The organism is Lactobacillus kullabergensis, from assembly GCF_003151025.1.
Lineage (GTDB): Bacteria > Bacillota > Bacilli > Lactobacillales > Lactobacillaceae > Lactobacillus > Lactobacillus kullabergensis.
The window spans coordinates 1,994,103-2,018,944 of record NZ_CP029477.1 but is presented as its reverse complement, the minus strand read 5'-3'; the positions used below and the strand labels follow the sequence as shown (position 1 = coordinate 2,018,944).

Below are 24,842 nucleotides of genomic sequence, written 5' to 3'. Positions count from 1 at the left end.
ACGATAAGATTTTTGGGTGTTCAGTTTTTCCGGTACAAATTTGATTTTTCTTTGTTCTTCCTGAGGTGAATGCAAATTTATAACATTGAATTAGAGGGTGATATTCTTGAATGCAAAAAAACTCTTAAACAGTAAAGAACGTAAATTTTACATTTTAGCCCGAATGATCAATGGAGAACATGTTAGCTATCAAAAATTGTCTGATGATTATTTTGTTTCCCGCAGCAGTATTGCAAATGACATTATTAGTATCAAAAAGAGGCTATCTAAGGATAATATCCCTCTGCTTTTTAATAATTCTGGATCATACATTGGCGGAGGTGAAATAGATAAACAAAAAATAATAAAACGAGTCGTTATTGATTTGTTAGGTAATAAGGAAGGAAAGCAATTAATTAGTTTATTTATTGATAGTAGATTGCTGAAAACCATCTTTAAATTATTTCATCAAAAATTACAAGCCTGGAAACTTGAAGTTCCAGAAAATAATATAGGCGATATTTCTATTTCTACAGCAATATTAGTTTTCAGAGGTATGAATGGCTATCAAATTAGTTGGAAAAAGAAGGATCAGCTTGACAGCGTATTGATGCAGTTTGATAAGTACCCTTTAGTTTACCAATTGTTGAAAACTGTGGAAGAAAGCGAAATATATCATTTTAATGATACGGAAATGCAGTACCTTTATTACATAATAATTGGCAATGGCTTTAATTTTTTCATGAACAATGGACAAATTCCTGCTGAATTTAAGTCAGAAGTGAAGCAGTTAATAGTTAATGTTAGTGACAGCTTAAATATAGATTTAACAAAAGATTCATCATTATTAGAAAAATTATTAGTGCATCTTTATCAGATGAAACTGCGGCTTGAATCAAAAACTACGGTTATTAATCCTTTATTACAAGAAATTAAAAATAACTATCCTGATTTATATGGGGTAGTTTGGTATGCATTGAGTGAATTTAGTGAAAATAATCATTTAGCTGTTTCTGATGATGAAGTTGGTTTTGTGACATTGCATTTTCAGGCGGCCGTTGAACGTAATAAAGAAATAAATAGAATTCTTTTCGTTTGTCCAAATGGTATAGGAATGAGTTCCTTAATTTGTGCAAAAATGAAAAGAATATTACCAGCCGCAGCTTTGACTGAGGTTACTTCTAAGCATGATTTGGTAAAAAAAGATTTATCGAATGTTTCATTGATTATTTCAACTGTTAAATTAAGTGAACAACAAGTACCTGTAGTGAATATTTCGCCTATTATGACAATTTCAGATATGAAGAAAATTGCCAGCTCTTATATTGATGTGGTGACAAAACAAAGTGTTGAAAAAAAAGACGAGCATATAGTTATTAATGATGTCGGACCTTTCTTAAAAGGAAATATATTTTTTATGGATGAAAAAGTGATTGATAACATCATTGATGTCTTATTAAAAAGTGGTACTTGGAATGATGAAAAAAGTTTTGAATGTTATAAAAAATCGCTAACAAAGCGTGAAGAATTACAGTCTACCTATATCAGTAATGGTTTTGCCATACCTCATGGCGATCCTAAATTTATTACCAAGAGTTCTATTGCTGTCGCGATTTTAGATAAACCTGTCAACTGGGGAAATAATCGTGTAGATATTATAGCAATGTTAATGATTAAAAGAACTGATAAAAAAATAGTTGAACCATTTATGAATCTAATTATGCATGGAATAAAAAATAAAGAATGGTTTATTTCAAAAATGATGGAGGTCAAATAATAGTGACATGTTCTTTGTTTAATGAAGATAACGTTCAAATAATAGATAGTGCTATGAATTGGAAGATTGCATTACAAAAAGCTAGTGAGCCTCTATTAAAAGCAAATATTATTACGCCAAAATATGTTGCGAGCATGATTGAGAGCATTAAAAAGAATGGACCCTATATGGTCCTGACTGATTATTTTGCTCTGATGCATGCCAGACCAGGTGATGGTGTTAATAAAATGGGTATGAGTTTACTGGTTTCACGTAACCCAATTGATCTTGAAGGTAAACCAGTCAAAATCTTTTTGGTAATGGCTGCAATTGATAATACTAGTCATTTACAAAGTTTGCAGAAAGTTATTTCGATTTTTATGGATACAGAATCTTATAAAACTATTTTGAGTGCAAATAAGTCGGCAATTGTTTCAATGTTTAAGAAAGTAAAGGGTTAAGTATGAAAATTTTAGCAGTATGTGGTTTTGGAGTTGGCAGTTCAATGGTTTTGAAAATGACATTGGAAAAAGCAGTTAAAGAATTGGGAATAGATGCTGAAGTAAAGAATACAGATATTGCATCAGCTAAAGCAGAACAAGCAGATGTTTACTTTACCAGTGCTGAATTAAAGCCAGATCTTGAATCATCGACAGACAAACCAGTTTATGCAATTAAACGATACATGGATAAAGATGAAGTCCTTAAAGCAATGAATGCATTTTTAGCAAATAAGAAAGGTAACTAACTATGGACATTCTAAAATTTATTTCAAATAATATTCTGCAAGATCCACCTGTTTTGCTTGGACTAATTGCAATGCTGGGGCTAATTGTTCAGAAAAAGCCCATTGCAGAAATAGTGAAGGGCAGTATGTCAGCTGCCTTCGGTATGATAATTCTTACTGAAGGTGTAAATATGTTAACTGGTGTGGTATCAGCAATTAATACTGCTATTCAAACCAAAATGGGTATTACAGTTGCAAAAGGCATGACAGATATTACCTTCACAGCTCAATATGGCGGAGATGTTGGTATGGCTATGTTTTTAGCACTTGTGATTCACATTTTGATTGCCAGATTCACTCCAATAAAAACCATTTTCTTAACTGGGCATATGCTTTGGTGGGTTCCTTTTGTTATTGTAGCTGGTGGCGTAGAAGGTGGATTAAGAGGCATTAATTTAATTGTTATGAGTGCTATCCTTTCTGCACTATACTTTTCGATCGCTCCGTGGATTATGCGGAAGTATGTTTGGGCAGCTACTGGTGATGACTCTTTCTTAATTGGTCATCCGACAACAATACTTTCATTAATTTCAGGTTTTGTAGCAAAACATGTTGGTAATAAGAAACATTCTACAGAAGACTTGAATGTTCCAAAGGGGTTATCTTTTTTCCGTGATATTTCAATTACGGGTGGCATAGTAATGTTTACGGTAGACATTATCGTGGGCATAATTGCCCCTACTTTGGTTCCAAAAGGCAGCAATTTGTTTACTGTTGCATTAAATGCTGGTTTAACTTTCGGCGGCGGATTATTGATTCTGCTTTATGGAGTACGCTTGCTGGTCAACCAGATTATTCCAGCCTTTCAAGGAATTTCTGAAAAGCTGGTACCAGGAGCAAAGCCCGCTTTTGATGTACCGATTTTGTTCAACTACAAGCCTAATGCTGTGATTATAGGATTTCTTTCTGCCTTTATTACTTCAACTATTCTGGTGCTGATTGCCAATGTAACTAATCTTTTTGGAATCTTGATTGTGCCGTTGATGATCACAAGCTTCTTCGAATGTGGGGGAGCAGCCGTAATAGGTGAAGGACAAGGTGGAATTAAGGGTGCAATTATTGGTACCGCAGTTGCATCTGTTGCCATGGTAGCCTTGGTTGGAGTCTCAGCTATGATGATGGGAAGCACAATTAGAAACTGGATCCTTATTTTTGGAGGAAATGACCTTTCTTTATGGAGCATTATTAGTAAACTTATTGGAAGTTTGTTTGGAGGTATTTAATAATATGTATCGCTATATTGATAAAGTTGAAAGCATTCTTGACGCAGTAAAGAGAGACGAAAGGGATAGTATTGAAAAAGCGATAAAAATAATTACTGAAGCAAACATTAACAAGAACTCTATTTATATATTTGGTGCCAGCCATGCAGGCATATTGGCAGATGAAATGTACTATCGTGCCGGAGGGATGATAACAATTAATGCCATATTTGGCAGAGAGGTAATGCTTGACAGGAAACCTATTACTTTTACTAGTAAAATGGAAAGACTTGAAGGCTATGGCTCTGCACTGGCTAGTACAGTGAATTTTAAACAGAATGATGTCTTAATACTTCATTCTGTTTCTGGAAGAAATCCCGTTATTATTGACCTTGCACTTGCTGCCAAAAAACTGGGCGTAACAATTATTGGGCTGACTAATTTAAAATATTCAAAATCAGTAACAAGCCGGCATTCATCAGGAAAAAGATTATTTGAAATTGCAGATGTAGTAATTGATAATCATGGTGATATAGGGGATGCTGCATGTTCTATAAAAGGTACGGAGCAAAAAGCAGGGCCAACTTCTACTGTGGTAGGTGCAGCTATTTTAGATAATATTGTTGTAGAAGCAAGTCAAAGACTAATAGAACATGGAAATAAAGAGGCTCCAATTTTTTATTCAGCTAATATTGATGGGGGAGATCAAAAGAACAAAAAACTAATTAATGAATATCATGATATGATTCATTATCAATTTTAGGTGAAAAAAAGCATATATTTGAAATAAGTCCCAAAAGTCAGACAACTTTTGGGACTTATTTGTCTCTTTTATTGGTTTATTGGGTGCGCTTTTTATTTAACTATTGTTTTGATTATAAACACTCAATATTAGAAAAAGTAATTTTAGTTTATTTTTATTATAGTTTGATATTGTTATGACATTGTTAAAGTTAAAAGTCATATGAACATGTTTTCATAACTTGTTTACATATTAATTAAGTTTACAGTCATCTTAAGTAAAATTTTGATTATGTAAAGAAGGTAAATTTAATGAATTTTGAAGAACGAGTTATTAGTCAATCAATAAATTTGACAGATTTAGAAGATAAAATTGTTAAGTATTTTTTTAAAAATAAGGAACATATTAGTGATTTAAAAATTACGTATCTGGCCCACAAATTTTATACTTACCCTAATACAATTACCAGGCTTTGTCATAAGTTAGGGTATACGGGATTTTCAGACCTAAAGAGTTCAATTAAAAATGAAAATCTGGGAAACATAAAAACGGAAGATTACGAGCAGAAGGAATTACGAATAAACTTAGAATTAATCAATCAGATGAAAAGCGATAAAGTGTTAGATAAGTTGGTAAATGCTAAAAAAATCAATTTTTATTCAATGGGTCAGACTACTTACGCAACAAGGCTTGTGGTAGGCAATTTCTATGCACTTGATTATAAGTCGTTTTTTTATGATTATCCGAATGACCTGACTCACATCATAGGGCGTGAAAATGACGATGTTTTCTTTTTAATTAGTCTTTCCGGTAACAAAAAGCAATTGATTGAATTGGCCAAGGAAATAAAAAGTCATGGTAATTTCCTGATTACTTTAACTCATCTTTCAATCAATCCTTTAGCGAAATTGGCTGATGAAAGGCTTTATTGCTATTCTCCCGATAAAAGGGTGGATGATTACAATGTTACTGATAAAACACCGATATTACTTGTGATGAATGATTTGTTTAAAAAATACGCTGAAAAATTAAATAAGAAAATAACAAGTGTGTAATATTACACACTTGTTATTTTTTTAAGGGATTACGAGTGTACTTTTCCAAAAAATCGAGGGTAAAAAAATGTAAGCGCTTATAATTGCATTTGAAACAACAAAGGGAGGCGTAAAGATGAGTGATGAGCAAGTAATAATGCAATTAATTTCACAAGGAGGTAGTGCCAGATCTAATAGCATTGAGGCAATTAGAAAAGCCCGTGAGCGAGACTTGAAGGCTAGTGAACTATTAATGCAAAAAGCGCACGATGATCTAGTCAAAGCACATAACTTACAGACTAAGTTGTTACAAAAAGAAGTTAATGGTCAGGGTAAAGCGCCAACTTTATTAATGGTACATGCACAAGATCATTTAATGAATGCAATGACAGTAAATGATTTGGCAAAAGAAATAATTGCAATTTTAAGTTCAAAGGAGATAAAAGATGACTTATAAAATTATGTTAGCCTGTGCAGGTGGTTTTTCTACAAGTATGTTAGTAACACAAATGAAAAAGGCAGCTAAAAAGGAAAACATTGATGTAGAAATTAATGCTGTAGCTGAATCTGCTCTGAATAATTATGATGATTTGGACATCATTTTACTCGGACCGCAAGTTGGACATATCAAGCCTGAACTGGAAAAAGAATTTTCAATTCCAGTCAGAGTAATTGACCAAATGGATTACGGAATGATGAATGGCGAAAAAGTTTTAAATGATGCAATGAAAGTGTTGAAAGGAGCGGGGAAAGCTAATGACAGCAGCAAGTAAAACTAATCTAAGTAAATTACGAGATAAGATACAAACAGGAATGGGCAAGTTCCAGCGTAACAAATACGTTTCTGCCATTGCTGGTGGTATGATGGCTATTCTGCCTGTTCTAATGGTAGGGTCATTTGCTTCAATATTTTTCAGTTTAAATATAGGTCCATATCAAGCTTTCATTACGCAAAGCGGTTTGAAAAATATTTTTAATATTATTACAGCAGTTACTACAGATATCTTATCAATATATGTTGTTATTTCATTGTCTAATAGTTTAGCAGCAGAACTGAAAGTCGATAAGTTTATGTCAATAATCTCTTCTCTTGTCGCTTTTTTATTGGTTACTCCAATGCTAGTTCAAAAAGGTAAATTTATTGGACTTGATATGAATTACATTGGCTCACAAGGGATGCTTGTTGCAATGGTAGTAGCACTAACTGCAACCAGATTATTTGCACTTTTTGCTAATAACAAGCATTTGGTAATTAAAATGCCGGATAGTGTTCCAGAGTTTGTTTCAAAGACTTTTGCTTCCATGCTGCCGATTTTTTTGATTACAATAATTTATGCAATCGTTAATTTCTTGTTTGCTTTGACACCGTACCATAACATTGATGATATGATTATGAAATTGATCCAAATACCACTTCAGGGCTTAGGTTCAAGTCCGTTTGCAGCTTTGGTTTTAGTTTTCTTCGCTGAATTTTGCTGGTTTTTCGGAATACATGGTACGATGGCAACAACAGCCGTATTATATACATTGTTTTATCCGTTCGATGTGGCTAATTTAAATGCATTTAAGGCAGGGGTAGCCTTACCTTATATTGTGACAATGACATTCATTACTAACCAAAAGGGTCCTCGTGCACTAGCATATGCGATTTTATGCTTGCGTTCTAAGAGTGAAAGATTACGTTCACTTGGTAAAGTAGGTTTCATTCCAGCCTTCTTTGGTATTAGTGAGCCGTTTAAGTTTGGTATTCCTATGGTTTTAAATCCATTGGCTTTTATTCCTCTGACTATGGGTGGAACTATTAGTGTGGCCGCTACATACTTAGCAACATATATAGGTTTAATCCCAAGACCTAATGGTATCCCTGTACAAACTGCTGGGACACCAGAATTCTTTAGAGCCTTTCTATTAGGCGGCTGGCGTATGGTCATTTGGCATGTCGTCCAGTTGTTAATTCTACTTGCAGTATGGTATCCGTTTATGAAGCTGATTGATAAACAATGTTGTAATGAAGAAGCAGCTAAGGCACAAACTGCCGAGTAAAGGGGGAAATAGATGATTTCACAAGTTGAAGTTAAATATCTGAATCAGAATAACTATTCATTAAAATGGAAGAGTGCTAAAAGTGTGACAATCTATTTATTACCTCGACCTGATGAAGAAGTATCCGAATTTTTAACGGAAACAAAGGCAAATCATGCAGAATTTAAAATAACTAAATATTACCGGCCGTATTTTTTGCTAAAGGATGAGGATAACCAAATAATTTACACTAACAGAGTTTTACCACTTCAAGGAAGTAATAATTTTCGTGATTTAGGTGGTTATATTGGTGCAAATGGCAAACGTATTAAGTGGGGTAAACTTTTTCGTTCAGATCACTTGCATCGTTTAACTGAACACGATAAAAAAGTTTTAGATGATATCGGAATAAAAACAGTGATTGATTATCGCAGTGAAGATGAGTATCAGTCACAGCCGAATCAAACTTGGTCAACTTTGCAACAGACTGTGCATTTAGTACCTGAAGCACAAAGAGCAGTTTTAGCAGCCAAGGCAGGTAGTACTAAAGAAAAGGTACGCCAACTAGTACAACGTGAGGTTGATAAAAATGTTAAGTTTGATAATTCTGGTAAAACAATGATTGATCAGGGGAAAGACTTTGTTCGGTTAGATGAAAATAAAAAGATTTATCGTAAGATGTTGACTGTTGTTTTAGACCAAAAGAATATACCACTTGATCAGCACTGTCGTGGTGGCAAGGATCGGACTGGTTATGGTGTAGCCCTGATTTTGTATTTACTTGGTGTAAATATGGATACTATTCTAGAAGATTACATGTTAACTAAAACTTTGCGTATTCAAAGAAATAAAAGACGAATGGCGCAGTATGCAAACGAAACTAGTGATCAAAATGTGTTAGATTACCTGTTTTCCATGCTTGATACCAGGTCGGAATACCTGGAAGCGTCGTTTGCTGAAATGGTTAATATTTCAGGTAGCATTGATTCATATTTAAAGAATGAATTGAAAATAAGTAAAAATGACATTGATAAACTAAGAAAAATGTATTTAGAATAAGTTTTATTATCATATAAAAAATTAAGTCCCGAAATTATCTGATTAATTGCGGGATTTTTTAAAAGTATCAATAAGCGTATAATTATAATAAATTAAAACATTTTTATTTTATTAAGTTTATACTGCTAAGAAGGCATTATATGAATTATCAAGATTATGTTGAACAAGGTTTAAAAGATGATGGCAATTTAAAGCTGATCCTTAAAGGAAATGTAGAAAATAACGGTCAGAATAAGATAGGGGTCGTCAGCGTTGTTTACATTACAAAGGATGTTGCAAAAGCTAAACAAAAGTTAAGTGAATTAAATGCCAGTAAAAAAGAAGGAGACTATTACATGGTTTATAGCTGCCCTTTAGATAAATATTTACCAGATCTCGGGCACTATCCGTCAATTGAAATTACGCAAGATGACTTGTCCTAGGAAATGTTCTAGATATTAAAGGTAAAAAATAGAAATAAATTGCATCTTTGAAAGAGGAAAATAAAGATTAAAAGGTTGACCAAGCACTTTCAAGCACTTTCAAGCACTTTAATGAAAAAAATCAAAATCTATTAGAACGAGACCGTATATTTAGGTAATAAATTCGCATTTTTTGTCTTTTTACTTGGTTTTTTACTTTAATCATGGTATTCTAGATATTAAATTGTGCAGTCTGCATACAAAAAATTGGAGGTGTAGTTTAATGACAACTAAAAGAACTTACCAACCTAAAAAGCGTCACCGTTCAAGAGTTCATGGCTTTATGAAACGGATGAGTACATCTAATGGCCGTAAGGTTTTGGCTAGACGCCGTGCAAAGGGTAGAAAAGTCTTATCTGCTTAAACCACTGAAATCCCAGTGGTTTTTTTAATTTATAAGAGTGGAATGAAACGTTTTGAGAAAGTCTTATCGTGTTAAAACAGAAAATGATTTTCAAATAGTTTTTAAATCAGGCAATTCAATAGCAAACCGGGCTTTTGTTATTTATCAACTAGAGAAACCGGAAAACGAACATTTTCGTGTTGGTATTTCTGTTGGTAAAAAGGTCGGACATACTGCTGTAGTTCGTAATCGCCTCAAACGTTATATTCGTGCAGTTCTTACTGAAAATAAACCTTTAATTAAGCCGCATATTGATTTTTTAGTGATTGCTAGGCCATATGCACGTAACTTTAGATGGGATGATGTTCGTAAGAACCTCTTGCATGCACTCTTTTTAGCCAATATAATTGAAGAGATACCGAATAAAGTTGAGGAAGATTAGAGTGAAAGACATTTTAACTAAAAAGAATGTCAAGCGTCTACTTGTGCTGCTTACAGTAGCTGCATTAGCAGTTGTATTAACAGGATGTGCGTCAAATGCTAAGCCGGCGCCTGTTTCTCATACAAGTGGCAGCTGGTGGAATCGCTGGGTCATTTATTACATGTCCACGTTTTTGCTGTGGCTGTCTAAACTGGTAGGCAATAACTATGGCTGGGCAATTATTATCTTTACGATCATTGTACGGCTAATTTTGTATCCACTTAGTGCGATTCAGATTAAGAGCACGACTAAGATGCAAAAGATTCAGCCGGAAATAGATGCTTTGCGTAAGAAATATCCTGGCAGCGATACCGAATCTAGAACTTTGCTGTCGCAAGAAACAAACAAACTCTATAAGGAAGCTGGAATCAATCCTTATGCTGGCTGTTTGCCGTTAATTATTCAGTTACCGGTTATGTATGCATTGTATGGTGCAATTTGGCAAACGCCGCAGCTGCAAACTGGCCACTTTATGTGGATGGATTTAGGTAAGCCTGACCCATACTTTATTATGCCGATTTTATCAATGATTTTGACTTTTATATCAACTTATATCAGTCAGTTATCCACGCCTAAAGAATCACAAACTTTGTCAACTAAGATTATGACTTATGGTATGGCAATTATGGTTGGTGTAATGGGTATATATTTCCAGTCAGCTATTGTAGTTTACTGGGTAATTTCCAACCTGTTCCAGGTAGTTCAAACTTTCATTCTGCAAAACCCAATTAAGTATCGGCGTGAACTGGAAGAAAAAGAACGCCAGGAACGCGAACGAAAACGGCAGCTAAGAAGAACATATAAACGATTAAAACGTAGAAAATAATGTTGATCTAAATTAATGATTTAGATGAAGTAGTCAAAGTGCTTTATCCATCGTGATTATTCATGGTGGAGTAATGCGCTTTTTTTATTGAAAAGGAGAAAATCATGGCACAAACTTTAACGGAGTTTGATACAATTGCAGCAATTTCAACGCCAATTGGTGAAGGTGGAATCTCTATTGTCCGCATGTCTGGTGAAGAAGCAGTTAAAATTGCCAATCAGGTTTTCAAGGGTGCTAATTTAATTAAAGTGCCAACACACACTATTCACTATGGTCATATAGTTGATCCAATAAGTGGGCAAGTCATTGATGAAGTTATGGTTTCTGTGATGCTTGCTCCTAAGACATTTACCCGTGAGGACATTGTTGAGATTAATTGTCATGGCGGCATTGTTGTCACTAACCATATTTTGCAGCTATTATTAAAAAATGGTGCGCGTATGGCTGATCCTGGTGAATTTACTAAAAGGGCGTTTGTTAATGGCCGAATTGATTTAACGCAAGCTGAAAGCGTAATGGATATTGTTCGTGCTAAAACTGATAAGGCCAGACAAGTGGCTGAAACTCAGCTGCAGGGTGGTCTGCTTGAGAAAATTAGGGCAATGCGGCAGGAAATTTTAGATACACTAGCCAATGTAGAAGTTAATATTGATTATCCTGAATATGATGCAGATACTGTCACCGCCAAGCAGATGACGAGTGTTTCCCAGGCAGTTATTGCTAAAATAGACAAATTGCTTAAAACGGCAAATGAAGGAACGGCGTTACGTAACGGCCTGGCTACTGCAATCATTGGTCAGCCTAATGTCGGAAAATCATCTTTGCTTAATTATCTGACTCAAAGCGACACCGCTATCGTGACCGATGTTGCCGGTACGACCCGTGACACATTGGAAGAATATGTCTCAGTTGAAAGCGTCCCCTTAAAATTAATTGATACTGCAGGTATCAGACATACTGATAATAAGGTGGAAAAAATTGGGGTTGAACGTTCTAAAAAAGCACTGGCAAAAGCTGATTTAGTTTTGCTCTTGTTTGATTCAAGTAAGGAATTGACCTCTGAAGATTATGCCTTAATTGATGCCACTAACGGTAAAAAGCGTATTGTCATTTTGAATAAAACGGATTTGGGACAAAAAGTTTCTGCTGCTCAGGTTAAAAAGTTGACCAAGAGTCCAGTAATCGCTATTTCAATCTTACAGAAACAAAATCTTGATCAGTTAGAAGATGCAATTAAGGAACTGTTTTTCCAGGGTATCGAGAATTCTAATGATCAAGTTATGGTAACTAACCAGAGGCAAGTTGGTCTTTTGGAAAAGGCCAAAAAGCAGCTTCAAGATGTCGTTCAGGCATTAAAAGACGAAGTACCCTTAGATATTGCTCAAATAGATTTTAACGGTGCCTGGGATACATTGGGTCAGATTACAGGAGAAAGTAGTCCTGATGAATTAGTTAATGAATTGTTTAGTCAATTTTGTTTAGGAAAATAGGTGTAAGTTAATGATTAAAAGTTATGACTCAAATGATTATGATGTCATTGTAGTTGGGGCTGGTCACGCTGGCAGTGAGGCAGCTTTAGCTAGTGCCAGAATGGGCCAAAAGACATTGCTTTTAACAATTAGTCTGGATATGGTAGCATTCATGCCCTGCAACCCATCAGTAGGAGGTCCTGCCAAAGGTACGGTGGTACGTGAAATTGATGCTTTAGGCGGTCAAATGGGTAAAAATATTGATGCAACTTATATTCAAATGCGCATGTTAAATACGGGTAAAGGACCAGCTGTAAGAGCATTACGTGCACAAGCCGATAAATGGCAATACCATGAACAGATGAAAAAAGTGATTGAAGAGACGCCCAACTTGACTTTAAGGCAAGCAACAGTTGATGAACTGATTGTCGAAGATGGTGTCTGCAAAGGCCTAATTACTAATACTGGGGCTAAATATCAAGCTAAAAGCGTCGTTCTAACCACTGGTACGTCAGCTCGTGGCCGCATTTTTATTGGTGAATTAAATTATTCTTCCGGACCTAACAATACTGTTCCAGCAATTAAATTATCAGAGAATCTGGAAAAATTAGGATTCAAACTGCGCCGTTTTAAAACGGGTACGCCTCCGCGCGTTAACAGCAACACCATTGACTACTCTAAAACTGAAGAAGAACCTGGTGATAAAGTTCCGCGTCATTTTTCTTATGAAACTAAAGATGAAGACTACCTCAAAAATCAGGTTTCCTGTTGGATGACATACACCAATAAAACTACACATAAAATAATTAATCAAAACCTGACTCGGTCCCCGATGTTTTCAGGGGAAATTAAGGGAGTGGGACCGCGTTATTGTCCGTCAATTGAAACCAAAGTTGTTCGTTTTGCCGACAAGCCGCGTCACCAGATTTTTCTGGAACCGGAAGGGAAAAATACTAAAGAAGTTTATGTTGGTGATTTTTCAACCTCAATGCCTGAAGAAATACAGCTAAAAATGTTACATTCTGTTGCTGGTCTTGAAGATGCGGAATTGATGCGGCCTGGTTATGCCATAGAATACGATGTAATCGATCCCTGGCAGTTAAAACATACCTTGGAAACTAAAAATATCAAAAATTTATTCACTGCGGGCCAAATGAATGGCACATCAGGCTATGAAGAAGCAGCGGGGCAAGGACTAATTGCCGGTATTAATGCCGCTTTGCGAGCTGCCGGTCAGCCTGGATTTACATTAGGTCGTGATGAAGCTTATATCGGCGTTTTAATAGATGATTTAGTAACTAAGGGGACAGAAGAGCCTTATCGTTTATTGACCTCAAGAGCGGAATATCGCTTGATTCTGCGTCATGATAATGCTGATTTGCGTTTGACGGATTATGGTTTTCAACTAGGCTTAATCTCTGAAGAGCGCTATTCCCAGTTTTTAGCAAAGAAAGAACAAATTGCGCAGGCTGCTAATGCTGTTAAAAAGATTACTGTTCACCCCACTAAAGAGGTACAAGACTACCTTGCAAGTATCGGAGAAGACAAGCTTAAAGCTGGTGTTAAAGCAGATGTTTTCTTAAGAAGGCCCAAAGTTAGGGTAGCGGATATTGAACGCTTGACGGGGATGCCTATTTCGAATGAACGCTATGTCAGGGAGCAGATTGAAATCAACATTAAGTATGCTGGTTATATTAAGAAGGAACAGCAACAGATCAATAAATTGCACAAACAGGAGGCAAAGAAAATTCCAGCTGACATTGATTACGGTGCAATTGATGGCCTTGCAACAGAAGCACGTGAAAAGTTTGCGAAAATCAGACCTGAAACAATTGCCCAAGCCGAACGTATTTCGGGGGTTAATCCGGCAGACATGGCAATTTTGAGTGTTTATGTGCAAAATGGTCGCTATGTTAAAATTCATAAATAAATTTAGTAAAAACTTAAAAATTGTAAAAAATATTTTTCTTTAAATAATGCACACAAAAGAATACACAAATTTTGTGGTAATGATCAAGTAATCACAAATATGATTATTGTTATTATCTAAAAGTTATAAAGTAATTGCTTAACTTTGTGAAGATAATATTTTTACAAAGCGCTTACACCTTGTGCTAATCGTTAATTTTGGTCACTTGAAATTGTGAAATTATATGTTTTAATACAATATGTAAGTAAACATGTATTTAAGGAGATGCACTTTAAAATGGCAAAAATTAATGGCGCAAATGCCATGCTCCAAGTTTTATTGGACTGGCATATTGATCATATTTATGGTTTTCCAGGTGGCTCATTTGACTCAACAATGAATGCTATCCATGACTTTAAGGGTAAGATGAAGTATATTGAGGTTCGGCATGAAGAAGCCGGTGCTTTAGCTGCTTCAGCTGAATATAAATTTACTGGCAAGGTCGGCGTATGCTTTGGTTCAGCCGGTCCTGGTGCTGTTCACTTGATGAACGGTTTGTATGACGCAAAATACGACAAGGTACCTATGGTTGCTATCGTAGCTAACGTCCCAACTGGTCGTCAGGATATGGATTTCTTCCAAGCTTTTGATGAAAAGCCTTGGTTTGATCCGGTTGCTGTTTGGGATCACCAAATTAAGCGTGCAGAGCAAATTCCTGCAATGATGGATGAAGCAATCCGTCAAGCATATGCTAAGAAGGGTCCAGCTGTCTTAATTCTTCCTAAGGACTTTGGCTGGGACAAGATTGATGATAATTTCCGTGTAAATTACAATGCATTGCAAGCAATTCCTAATTATGCAGCTCCAAGAAAAGACGAAGTTGAAGCAGCTGTAAAGGTTCTTGAAGAAGCAAAGAACCCAGTTGTTTACTTCGGTTTAGGTATGAAGGGTCATGGCGATGTCTTAGAAAAATTCGCTGAAAAATTCAAGACTCCATTGATGTCTTCAGTTATGGCTAAGGGTGTTGTTGAAGACAAATGCCCAGCATACATGGGTTCAATTGGTCGTGTTGCTCCTAAGCCAAGTGACGATATTCAAACTCATGCAGATGCTGTTATCTGGGTAGGTAATGACTCACCATTCTCATTGTTCTTCTTTGACCCTAAGGCTAAAGTTGTACAAATTGATGTTGATTCAGAAAAATTAGGCAAGCGTCACGCTGTTGATGTTCCAATTTTGGCTGATGGTGCTAAGACTTTACAAGCAATTATTGACGCAGGTCAAGCTCGTGAAGAATCACCGCTTTATAAGGCTGCTATTGCAGACCGTCAAAACTGGGAAGAATGGGAGCACAGCTTTGATGATTCAGACGAAATGCCAATTCGCCGTGAGCCAATTTTTGACATCATCAACAAATATGCTGATGATGATGCACAATTTGCTATTGATGTTGGTAACATCAACATTGACTTCCAACGTTTAGTAAACTTGCATGATGACCAAACTTGGGCAACTTCAGGTTTGTACGCAACTATGGGCTTTGGTTCACCAGCTGCACTTGCTGCTGCAACTGCTCACCCAGAACGCGAAGTTTGGAACCTGAGTGGTGATGGTGGTTTTGCCATGATGAGTCAAGAATTGTTGACTGAAGCTCGCTACAACATGCATATCTTAAACGTTGTCTTTACAAATGAAACTTTAGGTTACATTGAAGCTGAGCAAGTTGATGAATCACACCAACCATTATCAGGTGTTATTATGCCTAATAACGACTGGGCTAAGGTTGCTGAAGGTATGAACGTGAAGGGTGTAACTGTACGCACTAAGAAGGAATTCGAAGACGCAGTTAAAGAATTCAAACAAATGGATGGACCAATGTTAATTGACATTAAGTTCACCCATGACATGCCTTACTCAACTGAATTGAATACTCTTGATGACCCAGAATTCGTTAAGAAGTATCAAGCTGAAGGTTTGAAACCATTTAGCTACTTTGCTGACAAGTACGGCTTGGTAGAAGATGCAGCTTCAGGTGCTTCAGAAGCTGAAGAAGAGGAGCCGGAGCCAGAACCAGAACCTGACACAACTTCAGGTGCTTCAGCTCACTAATAGCCATATTTATAGGTTTGAAAAAAGCGAAACTTTTTGAAAGTTTCGCTTTTTTGCGATCTTACAAGTATAATGATAGAGTATGAAACTTAAATGATGGAGGACTATAAATGCAACAGTTCGGAATTATAGGCTTATCAGTAATGGGTAAGAACCTTGCTTTGAATGTAAGAAATAATGGCTTTTCCGTTTCTGGTTTTTCTATTGATAAACCAGAAGTAGACGCTTTTGCTAAATATGAAGATGATAAGTTGAAGCCGACATATTCATGGGAAGAATTTGTTGATTCTTTGGAAAAACCACGTAAGATTTTAATCCAAATTGCGGCTGGTAAACCAGTTGATGAAACTTTACAAAAATTATTACCACTTTTGGATAAAGGCGATATTTTGCTTGACGGAGGTAATTCAAACTTTCACGACACTAACAGGCGCTATCATGAAATGGAAAAACATGGTATTCACTTTATTGGCATGGGCGTTTCAGGCGGTGAAGAAGGTGCTTTAAATGGTCCTGCATTGATGCCAGGTGGAGATGAAGATGCTTATAAGAAAGTAGCTCCGATTTTAGAAGCAATTGCAGCTAAAAATTCTGAAGGTCATCCATGCGTTAGTTTCATTGGGCCTGAAGGCAGTGGTCATTATGTCAAGATGGTACATAATGGGATTGAGTATGGTATCATGCAGGAATTTTCTGAAGTATATGATATCTTACGTAAAGTGGCTGGAAAAACAAATGATGAAATGTCAGCTATTTTTGCTAACTGGAACGAAGGGTTGGTTAAAGCTTACCTCAGTGAAATTACTGCTGAAGTTTTAAAGCAAAAGGACGATTTAACACCTGATCATGTAATTGATCATATCCTGAATATTGCTTCTTATAAAGGTACAGGAAATTGGATGCTGGAAGATGGGGTGCACTTAGGTGTTCCAATCAGTGTTATTGCAGAAGCTGTTATTAGCCGTTTCATGTCCAAGGCCACTACACGTGAAGGCAAGGAAATAAAGTGGAACGGTGAAGTTCCACAGGACTTAGTTGATAATTTGGGTAAAGCATTGCAATTAAGCCAAGCTGTTGCTTATGCTCAAGGCTTCCAGCAATTAAAAATGGCTGCAGATGCATATAACTGGGACTTGCGTTATCCGGCTATTGCTCAATCATGGGAAGCCGGCTGTATCATTCGTTCATCAATGCTAAAAGATATTGAAAAAGCATTTGCTGAAGGTAAAAAACTCGACAACATGTTCCAGGACCCTTATTTCAAGGATTTGATGAATAAAAACATTCCTGCACTCCGCGCTGTGATTAAACTTGCTACTGAAGCTGGTATTCCTACTCCAACATTGAGTGCCTCACTAAATTACTTGGAATCAATATTTAACCCAAGTCTACCAGCAAACTTGATTCAGGGTCAACGTGATTACTTTGGAGCTCATACTTACTTTAGAAATGATCGTGAAGGCGTTTATCATACTGAGTGGTATGAAGAAAAATAAATTGTTACACGTGTAACTACTAAAACCAGTTAAAGCCAAGACTTAACTGGTTTTTTGCTAATGTTAAATCATATTAAAAAGCGGAGGTAATATGAAAGATAAAAAAGAACAAATAAAACTTTTACTGGAAGCTATGATAGTTGGACTGTTCAGTGGCTTTGTAGTAGGCTTCTTTCGTTTTGGCATAGGAAAGATGACGGAGCTGTGGCTTAACTTGTTTCACGTGGCACATCAGAATGCATTATGGTTCATCCCAATTATATTTGGCCTTATTTTAGTTGGATTAATCGCAGGTTATTTTGTTAAGCAATATCCTCATGTTGGTGGATCAGGCATTCCTGAAGTTAAATTACAACTTGCAGGAAATTTAACTTTAAAGTGGTGGCCCACATTATGGCGTAAAGTCATTGGGGGTATTTTAGTGATTAGTACAGGCCTATTTTTAGGTCCTGAGGGGCCTTCTTTGCAAATAGGCTCAACTATCGGTCAAGGTGTTGGCGAGGGCACTAAGGAGTCAAAAACAAACTCTAGGGTGTTGTTAGCGACAGGAGCAGCTAGTGGATTAGCTGCAGCTTTTGGAGCACCATTAAGTGGTGCGTTATTTGTACTTGAAGAAGTTTTTCATAATTTCTCTCCCCGCGTTTGGCTAAATGCACTTGCAGGTGCTTTAGTGTCAGATTTTGTTGTTTCAAATATTTTTGGCCAAAAACCGTCTTTGTCTCTTGTTTATCGCCATAGTTTTCCAGTAAAACTATATGGCTATTTGTTACTTTTAGGCTTAATTTTAGGTTTACTAGGTCACCTTTATAAAGTTGGTTTATTTAAAGGAAAAAAGTTATATGCTAAAATTACTTTCTTACCTAGTTGGCTATATGGATTAATACCTCTTATTTTATTGATACCAATTGCTTATTTTTGGCCCTTAATTACTGGTCCGGGAAATAGATTGATTTTAGCATTACCACAAATTATTAAACAAAGTAGCTGGAAAATAGTTGGTATGTTACTATTTTTCTTTATTGTGAGAATTATTTTTTCTATTATTTCTTATGATTCGGGCTTGCCTAGTGGTATTTTCTTGCCAATATTGACAATGGGTGCTGTAATCGGGGCAAGCTACGGCCTTATTTTGGTTCAATTACATTTATTGCCTGCAAAATTGGTAATTAACTTGATTATTTTTGCAATGGCCGGGTTCTTTGCTGCTGTAATTAGAGCTCCATTTACAGCTATTATCTTAATTACGGAAATGGTGGGGTCGCTGCTGCATTTAATGCCTTTGGCTGTGGTAGCTTTTGTTGCCCTGCTGGTTGATGAATTGCTTAATGGAGACCCAATTTATGGCACACTGGCGCGAGCAATGGTTGCAAACGATAAGAAACTTACCCCTGCGATATCAGGTAAAACTGATCAACTAACGGTACCAATTTATGAGGATAGTCAGCTCGCAGGCAAAAAAATCATGCAGATTAAGTGGCCTAAACATACATTGGTTAAGGCGGTGTACCATGATGGCCAGTATTTAATTCCCAACGGACAAACATTAATTAAAGCCGGTGATTCATTAGTTTTAACACTAGATGCTGGCCAACGCGGTAAAGTATTTGGCCAGATAAAACAAATGCAAAGAATAAAATATGATGGCTAAAAAGAAGCCTTAGTTACAATAATACCCCCGAATTTGCTCTAAATTTGGGGGTATTTCATAATGTTTTTTGACTGGCTTTAAATTTTATTTTTTTAGATATTTAGGTGAAGTTTCTGGTGCCCAGATTAAACAAATGACAAAAGCAACTAAGAGAACGCAGGCACAAACAAGCATTGCCAAGTTTGGCCCGCCTATTTCTGTTAGAATTGGCAATAAAATGTCCCTGCAGCCGCACCAATACGACTGATTGTAATATAGGTTCCCACACCACCGGCTCCAATTAATCCAGTCCACATGTTACTAATTTGAATGTATTTGGCAGCACTGTTCATAGCTACGCCAGTAATTCCTAGTGAAAAGCCACAAGTAAATTGCCCTAAAGCAAATGCAGTTATTACGCGTAAATGAACTTTTGCAAGAGATGCCTTTTTATAATCTTTTTTAATTGTTTTTGTCTTTTTTTTTTCATGATAATAGACTAAATACGAGCTACTTAATCTACTTTACAACTTCCCTTTCATTGAATGAATTAAATGCTACTTAACATAACAAATTTTGACGATTCGTGCAAAAATAACCTAAAATTAATTAAAAGCAAAAATTCATTTTTTAAAAATTAAAATGAATATAACTAAAACTAAGGCTGCAAGGAGCCAAATACTAAAATTTACCACTGCTTTTGCAGCATTTTTATTATCAAGGTTAGTGTGATTAATCAAATATTCGCAGGCAAATATCAAAAAGCTGAATGCGACCAGCCACAAAATGGCACAGAGTCTTCCAGCAATTGAATAAGGGAAAAAGCCAGAATTAAGACTGGTTAGTAAAGCAACAACAAAGAACGTAATAGTGCCAATATAGCGGCTGAACCATTTCTCTTTAGTGTTGGACATGATAATTTACCTTCTTTCATGAATAAAATGTAAATATTTTTATGAATTATAATAGCAAATAAATAAAAAATAAAGTGTAATTTATCAATTAAGCATAAACAAAAAGGCCACTTCTAAAAGTGGCCTTTGTAATTAGACAGATATTCTTACATATTTGTGATCAGGAAAAAGAGGACAAATACGACTAATAGAACATACATCATTGGTGAAACTTTCTTGGCCTGTTTAGAAGCGATCATAGTAATCGGGTAAGCAATCATGCCTAAAGCTAAACCATCTGAAATGCTGTAAGTTAATGGCATACCAACTACCGTCAAAAATGCTGGAAAGGCAATTTCAAACTTATCCCAGTCAATTTTCTTCAGGTTTCCTGCCATGAGCACCCCAACAATAATCAATGCTGGAGCAGTAACAGTAGTGGGGATAACCGCCAAAAGCGGGCTGAAAATCATTGAAATCAAGAAAAAGATTCCTACAAAGATTGCAGTTAAACCTGTGCGACCACCCATAGCGATGCCGGCACTAGATTCAACAGATGTACCAAGTGGTGCAGTTCCTAAGACTGCTCCTTCAACCATGGCTAACGAATCCGATAGGAAAGCTCTACCAATTCGTGGTATTTTACCATTTTGATCAACCATTCCTGCTTGTTCACTCATGCCAATCAGAGTACCCGCAGTGTCGAAGAAAGTAACCAGTAAAAAGGTTAAAACTACCATGAATAGTTGGGGAGTATTAATATCTTTTAAATGAAATACGGCTTGACCAAAGGTAGGAGCAATGCTTGGTGCACTGGCGATAATACCTTTAGGAACAGCTACTTGGCCAATAATAACCCCAAAGACAGCTGTTACTACCATACCGATAAAAATGGAACCTGGCACATTCATTGCCATTAAAATTACAGTTAAAACTAAACCGAAGAGGGTAATCCAAACGGCTGGTGAATTAAATTTGCCCAGAGTAACTAAATTTGAGTCACTATTAACAATTAATTTGCCGTTTTGCAGGCCAATAAAGGCAATAAATAAGCCAATACCAGCCGAAATAGCATATTTCAAATCCTGTGGAATGGCATCGACTACTATTTCACGAAGTTTCAAAACTGTTATTAAAATAAACAAAACAGATGCAACTAAAACAGCAGCTAAGGCAGTTTGCCAGTTAATGTGCATTCCGCCACAAACGTTGTAAGCAAAAAATGCAGCACTGCCAAGTGTGGGAGCCAAGGCTACAGGATAGTTAGCAACCAGACCCATAATAAAACAGCCTATTGCAATTGAAATTGCAGTAACTGTAAATGCCGCTCCCTTATTAATACCTGCTGCGTGTAAGATGTTAGGGTTAACAAAAAGGATGTAGGAGAGACTGACAAACGTGGTTAATGCAGCTATTAACTCGCGCTTAACAGTGGTATGAGCATCGTTTAAATGAAAGACTTTATCTAATGTCGTCATTTTTCCTCCAAAAATATTAAAATTATAAAGAACTAATATAACTAGTATATAACTTATTAAGCCTAGAAATCCATCTTATTCAAAATTATTTCCCGGGTAATAAAAAAAGCAAATCTGGATAGATTTGCTTTAACAGCTTACCACATACCAATTAGTTTCATCCAGGCTAATCCGATAATGCCATAAACTAAGATATAGAAGATACCGAATATAAAACTTAATTTCCACCATTCATCTTGTTTGACATAGCCAGAAGAAGCTAAAACAGAAGCGGCAGGGCTAGAATAATGAGTTGTGGAACCCATGATTGCTGAAAACAGTGCTAAAAACTGGGCTGCTAGTAATTTAGGTGCTCCAGCTGAAATAGCTACAGTTAAAAGTGGCAGGTACATTGCTGAATTATGAGCTGTGGCACTTGCAAACAAGTAATGAGTGTAGAATAAAACAAGTGCTAAAACTACTAGAACTAATAGCCAGTTGAGACCCTTCATTGCGCTGGAAATACTAGTTGATATCCAACCTATTAAACCGAATTGAGTTAGTTTTTCAGCCATGAATACTAAAATAGATAACCAGATCAAAATGTTCCAAGCTCCAGTTTCACTTAGCAAGTCTTTAGGTGCTAATACACCTGTAAGAAGTAAAAGTGAAACGGAAATGAATGCAATTAATGTAGCATCTATTCCTAGAGTACTGGAAAGCATCCAGAGTACTAAAGTAATTGCAAAAATAACTGCCATTAATTTTTCGGGCAAAGTAAGTTTACCCATTTTTGCCAGTTCACCATCAGCCCACTCCTTAGCGTTAGGAGTTTCCTTGATTTCTGGTGGGTAAAGTTTATAAACAAAATATGGTACAACAATTAAACAAATTGCTGCAGGAACAATGCTGGCCATTAGCCATGGCATCCAGCTAAGAGTTACACCTGCTTTACCAGCAAGTGCAACAGCAATTAAGTTAGGTGCGCAAGCAGTCATAAATAATGATGAAGTAATAATGTTAACTTGAAATTCTGTAAAAGTTAGATATGCTCCCATCTTTTTACGCGATGGGTCATTAGGCTTAGAGTCAAATGTATTTGCTAATGATTGAATTAATGGATATACCACGCCACCTGCTCTCGCACCATTTGAAGGAGTTGCAGGAGAAACTATTAAGTCAATAGCACCAATAGCATAGCCTAAGCCTAAGGATTTATGACCAAACCATTTAACAAAATATAAAGCAATTCTTTGACCTAAGCCGGTTTTTACAATACCACGTGAAATCATAAAGGCCATAACGATTAGCCAAGCAGATGAATTGGAGAATGCGTCAATGGCACCTTTTGCAACGACTTTTCCGTTAACAACTTTGTCGGCAAGGGGTGCAAGCCCGAGGCAAATAGTGAGAGTAAATCCTATTAAAGTAACACCGCTAATAGCTATAGGTAACGTAATACAACCAATGATAGTTCCAATAAATATTGCCAGCATATGCCAGGCTTGAACTGATACTCCGGCAGGACGAATTGGGGCCGTAAACCAGATAATAAGACCAAACAATAGTGGCAATATAAATTTTTTATAATCTATCGTCTTCATAAAAGACTCCCTTCTTAATAAAAAGCAAATATATTAGGTGAATAAACACCCCTATATTTGCTTAGTTTAACATATTATTCGTTTAAAACAATCAGTAAGTTTAAAAATTTAATACCCATAAGAATACGATGAATACGAAGAAAAGTATCCACATCATTGGTGTAACTTCTTTTGTTCTCTTAGCGGCAACCATACATATTGGATATGTTATTAAACCTAGAGCCAAACCATCTGAAATTGAATAAGTTAAAGGCATACCAATTAAAATTAAGAAGGCAGGAACGGCAATTTCCATTTTATCCCACTGGATATGGGCGGTATTTTGAGCCATCAAAACCCCAACGATAATTAGTGCCGGAGCGGTGACGTGAGTAGTAAATAAGCCTAAGAGTGGGCTGAATATCATTGAAATTAAAAAGAAAATTGCTACAAAGACAGCTGTTAAACCTGTTCTGCCGCCAACTGCAATGCCGGCACTAGATTCGACAAATGCACCTACTGGTGAGGTTCCTAGAACTGAACCAACCATCATGGCAGTGGAGTCTGAAGCCAATGCCTTACCTACGCGGGGCATCTTATTATCTTTCATAAAGCCGGCTTGTTGGGCTAAGCCAATTAAAGTACCTGCAGTATCAAAGAATGTTACTAAAAGAAAAGTAAGAACAACAACCCACATTTGTAAAGTATTGATGTCTTTAACATGAAAAATTGCTTGACCAAATGATGGAGCGATACTTGGTGCAACAGAAATTATTTTAGTTGGTAAAGAAATTTGCCCTGTGATTACACCAAAAATGGCTGCTAAAACCATTCCAATAAAGATAGCACCTGGTACATTTAAGATCATTAAAATAACGGTAACAATTAAGCCAAAGATAGTAATCCAAACGGCTGGATCATGAAGTGATCCTAAACCAACTAAAGTTGATTTATTTGCTACGATTAAGCCACCATCTTGCATTCCCAAGAAAGCGATGAACAAACCAATTCCGGAAGAAATGGCAAATTTTAGATCGGAAGGAATGGCGTTAATTATCATCTCTCGCAGCTTAAACATAGTAATTAAAATAAAGATGATAGATGCTACGAAAACAGCAGCTAAGGCTGTTTCCCATGAAACATGCATGCCTATGCAAACTGTATAAGCAAAAAACGCATTGATGCCCAGGGCAGGAGCTTCTCCAATAGGGTAATTGGCAACAATTCCCATTATTGCAGTACCCAAGGCACTAGCTAAGGCAGTTGCTGTGAAGACTGCTCCTTTATCCATGCCACTGGCTCCCAGAACACTGGGATTAACAAATAAAATATATGACATGCTGATAAAAGTTGTTAATCCAGCAAGAAATTCAATTTTTACATTAGTTTTATACTTATCGAGTTGAAAATAACTCTTTATAAAGTTCATCTAATCTCTCCCAAAATATTGTTCGCGTTTTACATTAAATCTAACGCCTTTAACAGTTTATCATTCATTTAAAGCGATGTAAATACGAATTATATTAGCGAAAAAGCCATAGAATAACTATAATCTTTAACTAAGTGCTTTCGGCTAAGAATTGACCAACTAATAGTTTGATCGGTAA

The 24,842-nt window shown here is 36.2% G+C and carries 23 protein-coding genes and 1 pseudogene; 19 read left to right on the top strand and 5 right to left on the bottom strand.

Features of this window, described 5'->3' with window-relative positions:
* Window positions 1-106: 106 nt before the first annotated feature.
* The 19 genes from DKL58_RS09495 to DKL58_RS09405 all read left to right on the top strand — a co-directional run bounded on the left by DKL58_RS09495 (window position 107) and on the right by DKL58_RS09405 (window position 19,323).
* A complete protein-coding gene (locus DKL58_RS09495; protein WP_109586971.1) occupies window positions 107-1,756 on the top strand; it encodes a BglG family transcription antiterminator in 1,650 nt (549 codons plus the stop codon).
* Window positions 1,753-2,196, top strand: a complete 444-nt coding sequence (locus tag DKL58_RS09490) for a PTS sugar transporter subunit IIA (RefSeq protein WP_370448936.1) — start codon at window positions 1,753-1,755, stop codon at window positions 2,194-2,196. Before DKL58_RS09495 ends, DKL58_RS09490 begins: the two co-directional genes overlap by 4 nt.
* 2 nt (window positions 2,197-2,198) lie before the next feature.
* Complete coding sequence (locus DKL58_RS09485) at window positions 2,199-2,483, top strand: PTS sugar transporter subunit IIB (RefSeq protein ID WP_109586970.1); 285 nt, start codon at window positions 2,199-2,201, stop codon at window positions 2,481-2,483.
* Window positions 2,484-2,485: 2 nt separating this feature from the next.
* Window positions 2,486-3,745 carry a PTS ascorbate transporter subunit IIC gene (locus tag DKL58_RS09480; RefSeq protein ID WP_034978610.1) on the top strand — a complete coding sequence of 420 codons (1,260 nt, stop codon included), beginning with the start codon at window positions 2,486-2,488 and terminating at the stop codon, window positions 3,743-3,745.
* 4 nt (window positions 3,746-3,749) lie between these two features.
* Window positions 3,750-4,487, top strand: a complete 738-nt coding sequence (locus tag DKL58_RS09475) for a sugar isomerase domain-containing protein (protein ID WP_109586969.1) — start codon at window positions 3,750-3,752, stop codon at window positions 4,485-4,487.
* Window positions 4,488-4,777: 290 nt separating this feature from the next.
* Window positions 4,778-5,521 carry a MurR/RpiR family transcriptional regulator gene (locus DKL58_RS09470; protein WP_109586968.1) on the top strand — a complete coding sequence of 248 codons (744 nt, stop codon included), beginning with the start codon at window positions 4,778-4,780 and terminating at the stop codon, window positions 5,519-5,521.
* A gap of 115 nt (window positions 5,522-5,636) precedes the next feature.
* The gene (locus tag DKL58_RS09465; RefSeq protein ID WP_109586967.1) at window positions 5,637-5,957 is read left to right on the top strand and encodes a PTS sugar transporter subunit IIA; all 321 of its coding nucleotides are present in this window, start codon (window positions 5,637-5,639) and stop codon (window positions 5,955-5,957) included.
* On the top strand, window positions 5,947-6,273 hold the full coding sequence (locus tag DKL58_RS09460) for a PTS sugar transporter subunit IIB (protein ID WP_109586966.1): 327 nt from the start codon (window positions 5,947-5,949) through the stop codon (window positions 6,271-6,273). Before DKL58_RS09465 ends, DKL58_RS09460 begins: the two co-directional genes overlap by 11 nt.
* The gene (locus DKL58_RS09455; protein WP_052060255.1) at window positions 6,257-7,543 is read left to right on the top strand and encodes a PTS sugar transporter subunit IIC; all 1,287 of its coding nucleotides are present in this window, start codon (window positions 6,257-6,259) and stop codon (window positions 7,541-7,543) included. Before DKL58_RS09460 ends, DKL58_RS09455 begins: the two co-directional genes overlap by 17 nt.
* A 12-nt stretch (window positions 7,544-7,555) precedes the next feature.
* On the top strand, window positions 7,556-8,581 hold the full coding sequence (locus tag DKL58_RS09450) for a tyrosine-protein phosphatase (protein WP_109586965.1): 1,026 nt from the start codon (window positions 7,556-7,558) through the stop codon (window positions 8,579-8,581).
* 140 nt (window positions 8,582-8,721) lie between these two features.
* Window positions 8,722-9,003, top strand: coding sequence for a hypothetical protein (locus DKL58_RS09445; protein WP_109586964.1), 282 nt, complete (start codon window positions 8,722-8,724; stop codon window positions 9,001-9,003).
* Between the two features lie 262 nt (window positions 9,004-9,265).
* On the top strand, window positions 9,266-9,406 hold the full coding sequence (gene rpmH, locus DKL58_RS09440) for a 50S ribosomal protein L34 (RefSeq protein ID WP_003549412.1): 141 nt from the start codon (window positions 9,266-9,268) through the stop codon (window positions 9,404-9,406).
* A gap of 52 nt (window positions 9,407-9,458) precedes the next feature.
* Entirely contained in the window at window positions 9,459-9,827 is a 369-nt protein-coding gene (rnpA, locus tag DKL58_RS09435; RefSeq protein WP_109586963.1) for a ribonuclease P protein component, read from the top strand.
* Window position 9,828: 1 nt separating this feature from the next.
* Entirely contained in the window at window positions 9,829-10,692 is an 864-nt protein-coding gene (locus DKL58_RS09430; RefSeq protein ID WP_109586962.1) for a membrane protein insertase YidC, read from the top strand.
* Between the two features lie 104 nt (window positions 10,693-10,796).
* Entirely contained in the window at window positions 10,797-12,182 is a 1,386-nt protein-coding gene (gene mnmE / locus DKL58_RS09425; protein ID WP_109586961.1) for a tRNA uridine-5-carboxymethylaminomethyl(34) synthesis GTPase MnmE, read from the top strand.
* Between the two features lie 10 nt (window positions 12,183-12,192).
* The gene (gene mnmG, locus DKL58_RS09420; RefSeq protein ID WP_109586960.1) at window positions 12,193-14,091 is read left to right on the top strand and encodes a tRNA uridine-5-carboxymethylaminomethyl(34) synthesis enzyme MnmG; all 1,899 of its coding nucleotides are present in this window, start codon (window positions 12,193-12,195) and stop codon (window positions 14,089-14,091) included.
* A 276-nt stretch (window positions 14,092-14,367) separates the two neighbouring features.
* Window positions 14,368-16,179, top strand: coding sequence for a pyruvate oxidase (spxB, locus tag DKL58_RS09415; protein WP_045928864.1), 1,812 nt, complete (start codon window positions 14,368-14,370; stop codon window positions 16,177-16,179).
* A gap of 110 nt (window positions 16,180-16,289) precedes the next feature.
* The gene (gndA, locus tag DKL58_RS09410; RefSeq protein WP_109586959.1) at window positions 16,290-17,675 is read left to right on the top strand and encodes an NADP-dependent phosphogluconate dehydrogenase; all 1,386 of its coding nucleotides are present in this window, start codon (window positions 16,290-16,292) and stop codon (window positions 17,673-17,675) included.
* 91 nt (window positions 17,676-17,766) lie between these two features.
* Window positions 17,767-19,323, top strand: coding sequence for a ClC family H(+)/Cl(-) exchange transporter (locus tag DKL58_RS09405; protein ID WP_109586958.1), 1,557 nt, complete (start codon window positions 17,767-17,769; stop codon window positions 19,321-19,323).
* Between the two features lie 84 nt (window positions 19,324-19,407).
* On the opposite strand, the pseudogene DKL58_RS09400 reads toward DKL58_RS09405, so the two are convergent.
* From DKL58_RS09400 to DKL58_RS09380, 5 genes and pseudogenes are all read right to left on the bottom strand, one after another.
* Window positions 19,408-19,604, bottom strand: a pseudogene (locus DKL58_RS09400) (MFS transporter); the annotation flags it as partial.
* A gap of 321 nt (window positions 19,605-19,925) precedes the next feature.
* Entirely contained in the window at window positions 19,926-20,216 is a 291-nt protein-coding gene (locus DKL58_RS09395) for a hypothetical protein (protein WP_109586957.1), read from the bottom strand.
* Between the two features lie 146 nt (window positions 20,217-20,362).
* Window positions 20,363-21,673, bottom strand: a complete 1,311-nt coding sequence (locus tag DKL58_RS09390) for an NCS2 family permease (RefSeq protein ID WP_109586956.1) — start codon at window positions 21,671-21,673, stop codon at window positions 20,363-20,365.
* Between the two features lie 137 nt (window positions 21,674-21,810).
* Complete coding sequence (locus tag DKL58_RS09385) at window positions 21,811-23,256, bottom strand: DASS family sodium-coupled anion symporter (RefSeq protein ID WP_109586955.1); 1,446 nt, start codon at window positions 23,254-23,256, stop codon at window positions 21,811-21,813.
* 100 nt (window positions 23,257-23,356) lie between these two features.
* The gene (locus tag DKL58_RS09380) at window positions 23,357-24,664 is read right to left on the bottom strand and encodes an NCS2 family permease (RefSeq protein WP_109586954.1); all 1,308 of its coding nucleotides are present in this window, start codon (window positions 24,662-24,664) and stop codon (window positions 23,357-23,359) included.
* Between the last annotated feature and the right edge of the window lie 178 nt (window positions 24,665-24,842).